This window comes from Kocuria sp. U4B (assembly GCF_054875615.1).
This window is the reverse complement of record NZ_CM142180.1, coordinates 2,532,519-2,546,388: the sequence shown is the minus strand read 5'-3', so window position 1 is coordinate 2,546,388 and position 13,870 is coordinate 2,532,519. Positions and strand designations below refer to the sequence as shown.

Genomic DNA, 13,870 nt, shown 5'->3' with positions numbered 1-13,870 from the left:
GGGGGCGAGCACGAGCAGGGCCGACGGGCCCGGCACGAGCTCCCGGCGCCACGGGGGCGCCGGGGACGAGGACCGGGACCGGTCTGCCGGCCGACGGGATGCGTCAGGAGCCACTGAGGAGAGGATGCAGATGCATGGCACCGGCGCCTGGGGGACAGGCGCGGCGGAGGCGCTGTCCCCGCATTTGCCTCTGTGAACAGTCGGAGGCGGCGCCTAGAGTGGGGTGCAGGAAGTCCAGTGGGGGAAGCTCCTGACGAGGACGTCCGGCCGGGGGGGAGACCGGCTCCGGACGTCCGGCACCGCCGGGACGGAGCACGGGCCGAAGAGTCCGGAGGAGTTCATCATGATCACCGCGATCATTGCCGCGCACAACGACGGGGCGGGCGTGGAGCGGGCCGTCGCGGCCCTGCGCGGCCAGAGCCGGCCGCCGGAGCGCGTCCTCGTGATCTCGGACGAGTCCACGGACTCGACCGTGGACTCGGCGCTGCGGTCCGGCGCCGAGGTGCTGCTCACCGTCGACAACGCCCACCGGAAGGCCGGGGCGCTGAACCAGGCCCTGGGGACGGTGCGGCTGGGACCGGCGGATCTCGTCCTGGTGCTCGACGCGCAGGCGGAGCTGCCGTCCGGGTTCCTGGAGCAGGCCGTCGCGGCGCTCGGCGACCGCAACGTGGGCGCCGTCGCCGCCCGGCGCGGCGCCGGGACCGGCTCCGCCGCCCTGGTCCGGTGGCAGGCGCTGGAGGACGTCCACCGCGCGTTCGGCCGCTACTACGACGAGGGCCCCGTGACGGGGCAGGTGCGCCTCGCCCTCGACCTCGAGACGGTCGGCTGGCGGCTCTCGAGCCCCGTGGGGGCCGAGACCGTCCCGGCGGCGGAGGCCGCTGCGGTGCGGGAGGTCGCCGGCGCGCAGGAGGCCGCTGACGAACGGGAGAACGCCCGGGTGCCGCAGCACGCGGTGGCGGTCGCCGGCCGCTGAGCCGGCCGGGCGCTCAGGAGCGGCCGGAGCGCCCGACGACCACGGCGGTCGCCGCGGCCAGGACCGTGGTGGTCAGGCAGCCGATGGGGATGGGCAGGCAGCACCCGCCCACCGAGACGTTGGTCCCGCGGCGGGTGCGGGTGGAGTAGGACGGGAACGGGAGGATGCGGAAGCCCGGGCGGGGTCCGCCCGCCCAGCGCCCGTATCCTCCGCGCCCGTATCCGCCGCGGTGGTAGCCGGGCAGGTCGTAGCCGGGAGCCCCCGGGTACGGGCCCCCCGGACCCGGTCGGCCGAGCCGGGCGCGGGCCCAGCGGGCGTCGAACTCGTCGTCGGCGGCACGGTAGTCGAATCCGGGTGTCCTCATGCCGCCCATCCAATCATCAGTACGCTGTCGGGTCCAGCCCTGTGGCCGCGCCGTCCTGCAGCAGCTCCCGCGCCCGCTGCACGTGCTCGCGCACCGCCTCGGCACGCCGCACCACGGCGTCGAGGCGGTGGTCGCCGTCGTCGCGCACGAACCGCGCCATGGTGAGGGCCTCCGCGGCCTGGGCCATGGCGTTGCCCGCCCGGGAGAGCTCGCGGTGGACGTCGTTGAGGTAGCCGCCGGTGGAGGCGGGGATGTCCGTGCCGCTGCTCGGGGCGGTGCGGTGGGCGGCGACGCACACGTCGCGGACCTCCGGCAGCAGGTCGGCCAGCGCGTTGGCGGTGGGCACGACCGCCTGGGCGAGCGCCTTGTCGGGCAGGGTCTCGAGGATCTGGTGGAAGCGGTCCAGTCCCCGGCGGAACCGGTCGTGGGCGCGGCGCCACACACCCAGACCGAGCTCGGCCTCGTCGCGGCGAGCGGCGCGGTAGTCGCGCAGGAATCCCACGGGTGATCCTTTCATGAGCAGACATCTCATCCTATGCGGCGGCGGCGCCCTCCCCTGCCGGACGGACGGCGGCCCCGGACCGGGAGGTCCGGGGCCGCCGTCGGCGGAGGCCGCCGCGTCAGCAGCAGCGGCCCTGCGGGTTGTCGTCCTGCCACGCGTGGTAGTCGCGCCAGAACTCGGCCTCGGTCATCGGCGGGTGCTCGCACCCGGTCGAGGCGTGGTACTTCAGGTAGTGCTCGTACTTGTCGGCGGTGAGCACGCTCCGGCCGGCCCGGCCGAGCGCGTCAGCGACCCGCCGCAGGAGGTGCCGCAGCTCCTGCCGCAGCAGGGTGGCGTCACCCATGGCTGTGCCTGCGCGGCCGCGGGTGCGCCCGGTGGTACTCCGCCCACTGCCGCTGGAGCTCCTTCTCCGGGGGCGAGGCCACCAGCCCCGCGGGGGCGTACATCTCCGCCGGGCGGTACGGGTCCTCGGTGTCGTGCCGGGAGGGGTGCTCCGGGTCGCCGCGGTGGGCGAAGGCCTGGGCGGTGCGCAGCAGCGCGGTGACGATGACGATCACCGCGAGCACCACGAACAGGATGGACAGCGAGCCCTGGATGAAGGTGTTGCGGATGACCGCGTCGATCGCCTCGGGGGTCCTGGCGGTCCCGAAGGTCTCCGCGCCGGAGGCCTTCGCGGCGCGGAACGCGCTGTTCTGCGCCCAGTAGCCCACCGCGGGCACGGGCGAGAAGATCTTCAGGATCGACCCGTAGACGGTGATCACGGTGACGAACGCGAGCGGCAGCGCGATGATCCAGAGGTACTGGAAGGACCCGCGCTTGGCGGCGATGGTGAGGCACACCGCCAGCGCGATCGCCGCGAGGAGCTGGTTGGCGATGCCGAACAGCGGGAACAGGGTGTTGATCCCGCCCAGGGGGTCCGTCACACCCATGTAGAGGATGGCTCCCCAGCCGGCCACCATGATCGCGGTGGTGAGCCAGGCGCCCACCCGCCACGAGGTGTCCTTGAACTTCGGGAACACGTTGCCGAGGGAGTCGGAGAGCATGAACCGGGCCACGCGGGTGCCGGCGTCCACGGCGGTGAGGATGAACAGCGCCTCGAACATGATCGCGAAGTGGTACCAGAAGCTCATCATCCCGCCCCCGCCGAAGAGCTGGGCCAGGATGTTGGCGAGGCCCACGGCCAGCGTCGGCGCGCCGCCCGTGCGGGAGACCACCGATTCCTCGCCCACCGCCTCGGCCGTGGCCTGCAGCATGGCCGGGTCCGCGTTCACCCCGGTGAGCCCGAGGGAGTTCACGAAGGCGGCCGCGCCCTCGACGGTGCCCTGGGTGACGGCCGCGGAGGAGTTCATGGCGAAGTAGAGCCCGCGGTCGATGGTCACCGCGGCCACGAGCGCCATGATCGCCACGAAGGACTCCATGAGCATGCCGCCGTAGCCGATGAAGCGGGCCTGCCGCTCCTTCTCGAGCAGCTTCGGGGTGGTGCCGGAGGAGATCAGCGCGTGGAACCCGGACAGGGCCCCGCACGCGATGGTGACGAACAGGAACGGGAACAGCGAGCCCGGGAAGACGGGGCCGTCCGAGCGGGACGCGAAGACGTCCACGGCGGGGGCGGTGACCTCGGGGCGGACGACGACGATGGCGATCGCCAGCAGCCCGATCACGCCGATCTTCATGAAGGTGGAGAGGTAGTCGCGGGGGGCCAGCAGCAGCCACACCGGCAGGATCGCGGCGACGAAGCCGTAGATGATGATGCCCCACGCGATGGTGGTGCGCTCCAGGGTGAAGACCTCGGCCCACGCCGCGTTCTCGGCGACCCAGCCGCCGGCGATGATCGCGAGCATCAGCAGCGCGAACCCGATCACGGAGACCTCCATGACCTTGCCCGGGCGCAGGTAGCGCAGGTAGACGCCCATGAACAGCGCGATCGGGATGGTCATGGCCACGGAGAACACGCCCCACGGGGACTCCCCGAGGGCGTTGACGACCACGAGGGCCAGGATCGCGGTGATGATGATCATGATGGCGAGGGTCGCGACGATCGCGGCCGTGCCGCCGACCACGCCCAGGTCCTCGCGGGCCATCTGGCCCAGCGAGCGCCCGCCGCGGCGCATGGAGAAGAACAGGACGAGGTAGTCCTGGACGGCGCCGGCGAGGATGACGCCCACGATGATCCAGATCGTGCCGGGGAGGTAGCCCATCTGCGCGGCCAGCACGGGGCCCACGAGGGGCCCGGCGCCGGCGATCGCCGCGAAGTGGTGCCCGTAGAGCACCCGGCGGTCGGTGGGCATGAAGTCCTTGCCGTTGGCCTTGTACTCGGCGGGGGTCGCCCGGGTGTCGTCCGGGCGGACCAGCCTGTTCTCGATGAACTTCGAGTAGAAGCGGTAGGCGATCAGGTAGGTGGCCACGGCGGCGAAGACGAACCAGATGGCGTTGACGGCCTCGCCGCGGGCGATCGCGAGCATGAACCAGCCCAGGGCGCCGACCAGGGCGATGGCGACCCACAGGGCGATCTTCCCGGGGGTCCACCGGCGGTCCTCGCGCTCGAGGACCTCGGGGTCGAGGGCGGCGGGCGGGCGGTCGCCCGCCGTGGCGGTCGTGGTGCCGGTGAACGGGCCGGCGGGGGTGGGTTCGCCGGCCCCGCCCGGGGACGGTGGTCCGTAGGAAGTGCTCATCCGAGATCTCCAGACGTGGTCGGGGGAAGCTGTGGATTCTGCGAGAAATCCGCTCCGAGTCTAGACGCCCCGTGAGCCGCGCCACAGGATGTCCGCCCTCATGTCGGTCCCCCGGCGCCCCGGGCGGTCAGGGGACGAGCAGGACCTTGCCGATGTGCGTGCCGGAGTCGAAGTACTCGTGGGCCCGGGCGACCTCGTCGAGCGGGAAGGTGCGGTTGACGACCGGCACGATCCGCCCGGCCTCGACCTGCGGCCACACGTGCTCCCGCACGCCGGCCATGATCCCCGCCTTCTCCCCGGCGGGCCGGGAGCGCAGGGTGGTGCCGATGACGGCGGCGCGCTTGGCCATGAGCGTGCCGAGGTCCAGCTCGCCCCGGCGCCCGCTCTGCGCGCCGATGACGACGATCCGGCCGTTGAGGGCGAGCGCGTCGAGGTTGCGCCCGAGGTACGCGGCGCCCACGACGTCGAGGACGATGTCGGCGCCGTGGCCGTCCGTCAGCTCCTTCACCCGCTCGACGAAGTCCTCCTTGCGGTAGTCGATGGCCTGCGCGCCGAGCTCGCGGGCGGCCGCGGCCTTCTCCGGGCTGCCGACGGTGGTGAGCACGCGCAGCCCGAGCGCCCGGCACATCTGGATGGCGTTGGTGCCGATCCCCCCGGTGCCGCCGTGCACGAGGACGGTCTCCCCCTCCCGGGCCGCGGCGGTCATGAAGACGTTGGAGAACACGGTGGCGCACACCTCGGGCAGCCCGGCCGCGGCGACGACGTCCACCCCGGCGGGGACGGGCAGGACCTGGGCGGCCGGTGCGACGACCTCCTCGGCGTAGCCCCCGGAGTCCAGCAGGGCCACGACGTCGTCGCCCACCGCGAGCCCGGCGTCGCCGGGGACCTCGGGGCCGAGCTCCAGGACGGTGCCGGAGACCTCGAGGCCGAAGATCCTGGAGGCGCCCGGCGGCACCGGGTAGCGCCCCTCGCGCTGCATGGCGTCGGCCCGGTTGATCCCGGCGGCGCGCACGCGGATCCGCACGCCGTCGGGCCTGAGGTCGGGGGCGGGGACGTCGGTGACGGCGAGGACCTCGGGTCCGCCCGGGGTCGTCTCGAGCACTGCGCGCATGGTGGGCCTTCCGGTCGGGGGCGGTTCGCCTCCTATTGTGCTCCCGCCCCGCTTGTGCTCCCGCCCCGCCGGGAGGACGGCCTCACGCCGTGGCGGCGTAGGCGTCCAGGGCCCGCTGCCGGCTGGCCCGCAGGTCCACGATCGGCTCCGGGTAGCCCACGGACGGGCCCAGCAGGCCGGGCTCGTGCGGGTCCACGCCGTGCTCCCCGGCCAGCTCGGGGACCCAGCGGCGGACGTAGCGGGCCTCGGGGTCGAACCGGCGCCCCTGCGTGAGCGGGTTGAAGATCCGGAAGAAGGGGCTCGCGTCGGCGCCCGAGCCGGCGACCCACTGCCAGTTGGCGGGGCCGCTGGCGGGGTCGGCGTCCACGAGCCGGTCCCAGAACCATTGCTCCCCCGCCCGCCAGTCCACCAGCAGGTTCTTCACGAGCAGGGACGCGGTGACCATGCGCACCCGGTTGTGCATCCACCCGGTGCTCGCCATCTGCCGCATCCCGGCGTCGACGAGGGGCAGCCCGGTGCGCCCGTCCTGCCACGCCCGGAGGTCGCCGGCCGCCTCCTGCGGGCCGCGCCACGGGAACGCGTCGAAGCGGGGGCGCAGGTGGCGCTCGTGCAGGTCGGGGTGCGCGTGCAGCAGGTGCCAGTCGAACTCCCGCCAGCCCAGCTCGGCGAGGAACTTCTCCAGTCCCGGGGTGCTCCCGTGCTGCGCCCGGTGGCGGACGGCGGCGTCCCACACCGCGAAGGGGCTGATCTCCCCCCACCGCAGGTGCGGGGAGAGCCTGCTGGTGCCGTCCCGGTCGGGGCGGTCGTGGCCCTCGGCGTAGCCCGCCACGCCGTCGAGGAAGTCGTCCAGCCGCTGCCACGCGGCAGCCTCCCCGGGCGTCCACGCCGCGGCCAGGCCCTCGGCGTGCTCCGGGTCCGGGAGCAGGTCCCAGTCGCGGAGGTCCTCCCCGCCGGCGGCTGCCGCGGGGACGGGGCCCGCGCCGTGCCCGGGGGTCGGGGCGGGCAGCGGCTGGCGGATCTCGAGGGTCCGGAGGGCCTTCCAGAACGGGGTGTAGACCTTGTACGGCCCGCCCGTTCCCGTGCGCAGCGTCCACGGCTCGTGCAGCAGGTTCGCGTGGAAGGAGTGCGCCGCCACCCCGCGCCGCGCGCAGTCCTGCTTCACGGCGGCGTCCACCGCGCGCTCGGGCCCGCCGTAGCGCCGGTTCCAGGTGACGCCGCCCGCCCCCGTGCACTCCAGGACCTCGCCCAGCACGGGCCCGGCGGGGCCCCGGCGCAGCACCAGGGGGATGCCGAGCTCGGCCAGGGAGGTCCCCAGCGCCGTCAGGGACCCGTGCAGCCACCACCTCGCCGCCGCGCCCAGCGGCCGCACGCCCTCCGACACCTCGTCCAGGACGTAGAGGGCGACCACCGCGCCCCGCCGGCAGGCGGCCTGGAGCGCGGGGTGGTCGGTGACGCGCAGGTCGTCCCGGAACCACACGATCGTCGTCGTCCCGCGGTCGGGGCTCTCCGGTGCGCTCACGCGCCCACCCTAGCCCGGGGCTTTGGCGGGCCTCCAGCGTCCGTGGAAGAATGGGCGACGCGCTCGGCCGGGCCCAGCGGGCCCGGCGCCGGCGCGAGGAAGGTTGTCCGAGCGGCCTAAGGAGCCGGTCTTGAAAACCGGTGTGCGGTGATCCCGTGCCAAGGGTTCAAATCCCTTACCTTCCGCCTCACGACGGCCCCCGGCGACCCCTGCCGGGGGCCGTCGCGCGGGGCAGCACGGGACCGGCGCACCGTCCGGTCACCCGGTGGAGAGAAATGTCGGTGTGCGGTGGCCCACTGTTCACATCTGCGTGCTCAAATGGGGACATCGACCCGTCATCCCGCCCCCGGAGGACCCCGTCATGATCCCCACGAAGCACGGTCCTGCCCTGCGCGCGGCCCTCGCCGCCGGTGTCCTCGCCTCGTCCGTCCTGGTCCTCCCGGTGGCACACGCCGACGGGACCGCCGTTCCCCGGGCCACCGTCCCCGTCGCCGGGACCGCCCCGGAGCCGGCCGCCGACCCGGAGCCCTCGCCCGCCGGGGACGCCCCGGACCAGGACGTGGACCTGCTCTACTTCAACGACTACCACGGCCGGCTGGCCTCCGACCCCGTGCTCTTCGCGGGCGCGGTCGAGCAGCTGCGGGCCGAGGACCCGGACGGCACGCTGCTGCTGTCGGGCGGCGACAACGTGGGCGCCTCCGAGTACGTCTCGGCGGTGCAGGACGACAACCCCACCCTGGACGTGCTCGACGCGCTCGCGCTGGACGCCTCGGCCGTCGGCAACCACGAGTTCGACCAGGGCGTCGCCGACCTCACCGGCCGGATCGAGGAGCGCGCCGGCTTCCCGTACCTCGCGGCCAACGTCTTCGGGGCCGACGGCGAGCTCGTCACCGAGGCCTCCGCGACGTTCGAGGTCGACGGCGTGAGCATCGGCGTGGTCGGGGCCGTCACCCAGCAGACCGCCACCCTCGTCTCCCCCGGCATGATCGAGGGCATCACCTTCGGCGACCCCGTCGAGGCGGTCAACGCCGAGGCGCAGCGGCTCGCGGCGGACGGCGCCGACGTCGTCGTGGCCCTCTACCACGAGGGCGCTGCCAGCGCCGCCGGGGCCCTGGGCGACCGGCTGTCCACCGACACCTCCGCGACCGTCGACGTGGTGCTCAACGCCCACACCCACCAGGTCTACGACGAGGCCGTCGACACGGACGGTGACGGCGACCTCGACCGCGCCGTGCTGCAGGCCGGTTCCTACGGGGGTCACCTCGGGCGGGTCTCGTTCAGCTACGACGAGGCCGCCGACGACGTCGACCTGACCGCCGAGGTGCTCGCCGTCGACGAGACCGTCACCGCGACCGAGGAGGAGCTGATCGCCCGGTACCCCCGCGTCGCGGAGGTCGCCTCGATCGTGGAGCAGGCCGAGGCGTTCGCCGTGGAGCGGGGGAAGACCCCGGTCGGCGAGATCACCGGGGACATCACCACCGCGTACGGGATGCGCGACGGGGTGGCGTCCCGCGACGACCGCAGCGCGGAGTCCAGCCTGGGCAACCTGGTCGCCGAGTCCATCCGCGACACCCTGGACGAGTCCGACGGGGTGCAGATCGGCGTGATCAACCCCGGCGGCCTGCGCGCCGACCTGCTCTACGCCGACGATCCCACCCAGGTCATCGACGGCGACCGGGACGGCGTGGTCACGGAGTCCGAGGCCAACCAGGTGCTGCCCTTCGCCAACAACCTCAACACCATCACGCTGACCGGCGAGCAGTTCGAGCAGGTGCTGGAGCAGCAGTGGCAGCCCGCCGGCGCCTCGCGGCCCTACCTGCAGCTGGGGCTGTCCGAGAACGTGGGCTACACCTTCGACGCGTCGCGGCCCGCCGGGGACCGGATCACCTCCATCACGATCGACGGGCAGCCCTACGACCCCGCCGGGTCCTACGTGGTCGGCTCCGTGTCCTTCCTCGTGGCGGGCGGCGACAACTTCACCGCGTTCACCGAGGGCACCGGCTTCACCGACACCGGCCGGATCGACCGCGACGCCTGGATGGAGTACCTCTCCGCGCACGCCCCGCTGGCGCCGGGGTTCGACCGCCGCTCCGTGTCGATCGCGGGCGCGGCCGCGGACGGCTGCACCGTGAGCTTCGCCGTCTCGGCGCTCGACATGACCTCCCTGGGCGCCCCGGACAACACCGTGCTGTCCGTGCGCGCCGGCTCCCCGCAGGGCACCGAGCTCGGCACCGCCGCCGTGGTGGACGGCGCGGCGTCCGTCTCGGTCGACACCACCGGGCCGGCCGAGGGCGACGCCGTGTGGCTCGTGGCCGCCCCCTCCGGCACGCAGGTCCGCGTCCCGGAGCCGGTGCTCGCGCTCGCGGACGGCTGCGCCGCGCCCCCCACGTCGACCCCGACCGAGCCGACCGGGCAGCCCGCCGGGCCGCAGGAGCCCGGCAAGGGCGCCGGCGAGCACCCCCGCCAGGGCGAGCCCGGCCGCGGCGTGTGGCAGCACGGCTCCGCTCGTACCCACGAGGTCCTGCGGCGCCTCTTCGGCTGACCCCTCCCGGCCGCTGATCCTCCTCCCCGAGATCCGCCTCCTCCCCGAGACATGCGAAGGACACCTTCTGCCGTGAAGAAGATCTTCTCCCTCCCCCTGAGCGGGGGCGCCGCGGCCGCGCTGCTGGCCGCCCCGCTGACCGTGCCCGTCCACGCCGCCCCGAACGGGTCCGCCGCCCCGGCGCAGAGCCTGCCGATCCGGCAGATTCAGGGCACCGGGGAGGCCTCCCCCGTGGCAGGGCGGACCGTGACCACCCGCGGCGTCGTCACCGCGGTCTACGCCACGGGCGGGCTCAACGGCTGGTACCTCCAGACCCCCGGCACCGGCGGAGCCCTGGACCCCGCCGCCCACGACGGCTCCGACGGGGTGTTCGTGCACGCGCCGGGCGCCGTGTCCGGCGTGCGGCCCGGCCAGTACGTGGAGGTCACGGGCACCGTCTCCGAGCACTACGGCCAGACCCAGATCAGCGTGCGCCCCGAGGGCCTGCGGACCCTGGACGAGACCGTCGAGGCCGTCGAGCCCGCCGCCGTCGGGTGGCCCGCGGACGAGGCCGAGCGCGAGGACCTCGAGGGCATGCTCCTCGACCCCGCCGGCGACTTCGTCATCACCGACAACCACGACGCCCACCGCTACGGCGAGCTGGGCCTGGCCGCCGGCACGACCCCGCTGGTGCAGCCCACCGCGGTGGGCGCGCCCGGCTCCGCGGAGGCCCTCGCCCAGGCCGCCGACAACGAGGCCCGCGGCGTCCTGCTCGACGACGGCGCCACCACCGACTACGGCAACTTCGCCAACGCCTCGGTCCCGCTGCCGTACCTCTCCCGCGATACCCCGATGCGCGTCGGCGCGGCCGTGGACTTCGTCCGTCCGGTGGTGCTCGGCTGGTCCTTCGGCGAGTGGCGTCTCCAGCCGACCACCCGCCTCACGGGGGCCGACGCCGAGGACGTCCCGGTCGTGGCCGAGAACACCCGCACCGCCTCTCCCGAGGACGTCGGCGGGGACGTCCAGCTCGCCACGTTCAACGTGCTCAACTACTTCACCACCACGGGCGACGAGCTGGCCGGCTGCACCTACTACGGGGACCGTGCCGGCGACCCGGTCTCCGTGCGCGGGGGCTGCGACGCCCGCGGCGCGGCCGAGCAGGAGGACCTGGAGCGCCAGCAGGCGAAGATCGTCGCCGCGATCAACGCCCTCGGCGCCGAGGTGGTCTCCCTCGAGGAGATCGAGAACTCCGCCAGGTTCGGCCGGGACCGGGATCAGGCGCTGTCCGACCTGGTGGACGCCCTCAACGCCGCCGCAGGCGCCGAGGTGTGGGCCTACGCCCCCTCCCCGGCCGAGCGCCCGGCCCTCGAGGACGAGGACGTCATCCGGACCGCGTTCATCTACAAGCCGGCCGCGCTCGCGCTCGTGGGCGAGTCCGTGGTCCTGCAGGACGAGGAGAACTTCGACAACGCCCGCGAGCCGCTGGCCCAGACCTTCCGGCCCGTGCGCGGGACCCCGGCCGACGACTTCACGGTGATCGTCAACCACTTCAAGTCCAAGGGCTCCGCCCCCGCCTCCGGGCCCAACGCCGACGCCGGGGACGGTGCCGGCGGCTGGAACGCCGACCGCACCGCGCAGGCGCGGGCGCTCGTGGCCTTCGCGGAGGAGCTGAAGACCTCCCGGCGCACGGACAAGGTCCTCCTCGCCGGCGACTTCAACTCCTACGACCAGGAGGACCCGATCCGGGTGCTCCACGAGGCCGGCTACACCGGGCTCGCACCCGAGGACCAGTACTCCTACGCCTTCGGGGGCATGGTCGGCTCGCTCGACCACGTGCTGGCCTCCCCCGCGGCCCTCGAGACCGTGACCGGCTCCGACGTGTGGGAGATCAACGCGCACGAGTCCGTGGGCTTCGAGTACAGCCGGCACAACCACAACGCGGTCGAGCTCTACGCGGCCGACCCGTACCGGGCCTCCGACCACAACCCGGAGGTCGTGGGCCTGCAGCTGGGCCGGGAGCACCCCGGCCGGGGTGAGACCGGCCGGGGCGTGCGGGAGCACGGCAGCGAGCGCGCCCGCGAGGTGCTGGAGCGCCTCTTCGGCTGAGCCCTCCCGTCCAGGACCGGCGCGCGGCCCGCCGGGGAACCATGCACGAACGCGGTTCCCCGGCGGGCCGCAGGGCGTCCGGCGGGTGCGGTCAGCCGGCGGCGGGGCCGGGCGCGAGGACGGCGGCGGCGACCCGGTCGGCGTCCGCGAGCGTGCGGGCCCCCAGCTCCGCCGACGAGCCGGCCTCGGCGGCGATCGCCACGCCCCACTGCACAGCCGACAGCTGCAGGCCGAGCACGAAGACGCCGGGCTCGACGCCGCCGTCGACCCGCACGGCCCGGTACGGGGGCGCGCTGACGTCGAGGCCGGTGGAGGGCACGGTGGCGACCCCGTCGACCGTGGCCATGGCCCGGACCCGGACCAGTCCCTCCCGGTGCATCGAGGTCAGCAGCGGGGAGATGTTGCGGCGGACGTCGTTGGGCGGGGACATGGCCTCGACCAGGTGGTCGGCGTGCACGGGCGCGTCCTGGACCCAGGGCGAGGTCCCGACGAAGCAGCCGAGCTCCTCGTCCACGACGAACTGCGGGTCCGGGCCCAGGAACCGGACGATCCCCGCGCGGGCCAGCGCCGCGAGCTGCTGGATCCGCAGCACGGGCGGCCCGGACGCGAGGCCCTCGACGAAGGGCTCGAAGCTGCGGCGCAGCTCGTCGGTCCAGGAGGCGTCGTCGATGCCGAGGTCCGCGAGCACCGCCTTGAGCACGGTGCGGGAGGCGTTGAGGGAGGCGACGGCCATCCGCAGGGGGTCGTCCTCGCCGGCGAGGGCCCCGTGCGCGTCTCGGTCGAGGTGGTGCACCACCGCGGCGGCGTACGCGTCGTGGGAGTCGAAGCTCACGCCCTCGAAGGGGCGGGCGAGACGGGCGGCGTTGATGTGCCGGCCGGGCACCACGGAGGCGGCGACGAGCCGTTCGGCGCGCGTGGCCCACGGGCCCTCGGGGTGGTCGTCCCCGGAGTCCAGGACCGCGTCGAGGCGCTCGAGGAAGCCCTGCGGGTCGGTCTCGAAGGCGTCGGGGGACGTGCGCGCCAGCACCGCGTAGTAGTTGTGCAGCGCGTCCTTGCGGATCAGCGGCCAGAGGTCGGCGTCGAAGGACAGCCGGTCCTGCGTGCGCGCCCCGAGCGCCCGCACCGCCGCCAGGGTGAAGAACCGGGTCTCGACGCCGGACGCGTAGTAGCCCTCGAACTGGCCCCTCGCCCGGTACGGGAGGCCGCGGCGGGAGCCGGCCACGATGATCGGCTCGCGCCCGGAGGGGTGGTAGCGGTACCGCTCCCCCTCCTGCGTGAAGATCCCGCCGCGGCCCTCGGTCACCTGGGCGAGGACGTCGCAGAAGTTCAGCCCGAGGCCGCGCACGAGGACCGTCTCCCCGGCGGGGAGCTCGTCCCAGTGCACGTCGGCGGGCACGGCCGGCGGCCAGTAGCTGAGCCCGAACTCGGCGGCTCCGTCCACGAGCTCCTTCTGGTCCGGGCGCAGGTCGGCGTCGAGGTGGCCCAGCGCGAGCACCACGGCGTCCGCGGGGAGGTTCTGTCCTCCGCTGAGCTCGACGTCGTAGCGGTGCCGGGACTGGGCCCGCACGTGCACGCCGACGGCCTCGGCCCGGTGCACGTCCAGCTGGACCGACGCGGGCAGCGCCTCCTGCAGGGTGCGGAACACCCAGTCGAGGTACACCCCGTACATGCGCCGGGAGGGATACGACTGCGGGGTCATGCGGGTCAGGTGCGCGGCGTCGTCGGGGTCCACCGTGATCTCACCGGCGACGGCCGCGAGCCGCCACCGCTCGAAGCTCATGCTCCGCAGCGGGGCGAGCGGGTCCACGCCCAGCACGCCGTCGTCGGCGAGGACCGTGGGGAACACGGACGGGGTGTTCATCAGGTACAGCGGGGACTGGTTGGTCCGCCACACGTGCCCCGGGCCGGGCGGGAACGGGTCGACCACGTCGATCCGCACCCGGGTGCCCGTCGCCGCCGACCGCGCGGCGAGCCGCTCCACCGCCGACAGCCCGCGCGGGCCCGCGCCCACCACCACGACCCGCCGCTCCGCCCCTGACCTGCCCGATGCACTCATGCCGACCAGGGTATCCACCCCCGCCGGGGCCCGCGGCCGCGCGGAG

The 13,870-nt window shown here is 74.4% G+C and carries 10 protein-coding genes and 1 tRNA gene; 4 read left to right on the top strand and 7 right to left on the bottom strand.

What is annotated here, in order from left to right; translation table 11 throughout:
* Nucleotides 1–343 precede the first annotated feature (343 nt).
* On the top strand, nucleotides 344–973 hold the full coding sequence (locus ACYSMR_RS12095; protein WP_461745497.1) for a glycosyltransferase family 2 protein: 630 nt from the start codon (nucleotides 344–346) through the stop codon (nucleotides 971–973).
* A gap of 13 nt (nucleotides 974–986) precedes the next feature.
* Here the strand turns inward: ACYSMR_RS12095 and ACYSMR_RS12090 are convergent, their stop codons facing one another.
* The 6 genes from ACYSMR_RS12090 to ACYSMR_RS12065 form a co-directional block, all read right to left on the bottom strand.
* A complete protein-coding gene (locus ACYSMR_RS12090) occupies nucleotides 987–1,337 on the bottom strand; it encodes a hypothetical protein (RefSeq protein ID WP_461745495.1) in 351 nt (116 codons plus the stop codon).
* Nucleotides 1,338–1,353: 16 nt separating this feature from the next.
* Complete coding sequence (locus ACYSMR_RS12085) at nucleotides 1,354–1,839, bottom strand: hypothetical protein (RefSeq protein WP_309125490.1); 486 nt, start codon at nucleotides 1,837–1,839, stop codon at nucleotides 1,354–1,356.
* Nucleotides 1,840–1,957: 118 nt separating this feature from the next.
* Complete coding sequence (locus ACYSMR_RS12080) at nucleotides 1,958–2,182, bottom strand: YbdD/YjiX family protein (protein WP_309125491.1); 225 nt, start codon at nucleotides 2,180–2,182, stop codon at nucleotides 1,958–1,960.
* The gene (locus ACYSMR_RS12075) at nucleotides 2,175–4,511 is read right to left on the bottom strand and encodes a carbon starvation CstA family protein (protein ID WP_251333184.1); all 2,337 of its coding nucleotides are present in this window, start codon (nucleotides 4,509–4,511) and stop codon (nucleotides 2,175–2,177) included. Before ACYSMR_RS12075 ends, ACYSMR_RS12080 begins: the two co-directional genes overlap by 8 nt.
* A 127-nt stretch (nucleotides 4,512–4,638) precedes the next feature.
* On the bottom strand, nucleotides 4,639–5,622 hold the full coding sequence (locus ACYSMR_RS12070; protein WP_461745492.1) for an NAD(P)H-quinone oxidoreductase: 984 nt from the start codon (nucleotides 5,620–5,622) through the stop codon (nucleotides 4,639–4,641).
* 82 nt (nucleotides 5,623–5,704) lie between these two features.
* Nucleotides 5,705–7,141 carry a cryptochrome/photolyase family protein gene (locus ACYSMR_RS12065; protein ID WP_461745490.1) on the bottom strand — a complete coding sequence of 479 codons (1,437 nt, stop codon included), beginning with the start codon at nucleotides 7,139–7,141 and terminating at the stop codon, nucleotides 5,705–5,707.
* A 97-nt stretch (nucleotides 7,142–7,238) separates the two neighbouring features.
* Between ACYSMR_RS12065 and ACYSMR_RS12060 the strand changes: the two genes are divergently transcribed.
* The 3 genes from ACYSMR_RS12060 (at nucleotide 7,239) to ACYSMR_RS12050 (ending at nucleotide 11,768) form a co-directional block, all read left to right on the top strand.
* Nucleotides 7,239–7,326 (top strand) — tRNA-Ser (locus ACYSMR_RS12060).
* Nucleotides 7,327–7,502: 176 nt separating this feature from the next.
* A complete protein-coding gene (locus tag ACYSMR_RS12055; RefSeq protein ID WP_461745488.1) occupies nucleotides 7,503–9,683 on the top strand; it encodes a bifunctional metallophosphatase/5'-nucleotidase in 2,181 nt (726 codons plus the stop codon).
* 72 nt (nucleotides 9,684–9,755) lie between these two features.
* Nucleotides 9,756–11,768, top strand: a complete 2,013-nt coding sequence (locus ACYSMR_RS12050; RefSeq protein WP_461745486.1) for an ExeM/NucH family extracellular endonuclease — start codon at nucleotides 9,756–9,758, stop codon at nucleotides 11,766–11,768.
* A 91-nt stretch (nucleotides 11,769–11,859) separates the two neighbouring features.
* Here the strand turns inward: ACYSMR_RS12050 and ACYSMR_RS12045 are convergent, their stop codons facing one another.
* The gene (locus ACYSMR_RS12045) at nucleotides 11,860–13,824 is read right to left on the bottom strand and encodes an FAD/NAD(P)-binding protein (RefSeq protein WP_461745484.1); all 1,965 of its coding nucleotides are present in this window, start codon (nucleotides 13,822–13,824) and stop codon (nucleotides 11,860–11,862) included.
* Nucleotides 13,825–13,870 lie beyond the last annotated feature (46 nt).

What these genes read in the sequence shown, in the direction of transcription:
- ACYSMR_RS12095 (WP_461745497.1), top strand. Translation starts at nt 344, where the DNA reads ATGATCACCGCGATCATTGCCGCGCACAACGACGGGGCGGGCGTGGAG.
- ACYSMR_RS12090 (WP_461745495.1), bottom strand. Translation starts at nt 1,337, where the DNA reads ATGAGGACACCCGGATTCGACTACCGTGCCGCCGACGACGAGTTCGAC.
- ACYSMR_RS12080 (WP_309125491.1), bottom strand. Translation starts at nt 2,182, where the DNA reads ATGGGTGACGCCACCCTGCTGCGGCAGGAGCTGCGGCACCTCCTGCGG.
- ACYSMR_RS12075 (WP_251333184.1), bottom strand. Translation starts at nt 4,511, where the DNA reads ATGAGCACTTCCTACGGACCACCGTCCCCGGGCGGGGCCGGCGAACCC.
- ACYSMR_RS12070 (WP_461745492.1), bottom strand. Translation starts at nt 5,622, where the DNA reads ATGCGCGCAGTGCTCGAGACGACCCCGGGCGGACCCGAGGTCCTCGCC.
- ACYSMR_RS12055 (WP_461745488.1), top strand. Translation starts at nt 7,503, where the DNA reads ATGATCCCCACGAAGCACGGTCCTGCCCTGCGCGCGGCCCTCGCCGCC.
- ACYSMR_RS12045 (WP_461745484.1), bottom strand. Translation starts at nt 13,824, where the DNA reads ATGAGTGCATCGGGCAGGTCAGGGGCGGAGCGGCGGGTCGTGGTGGTG.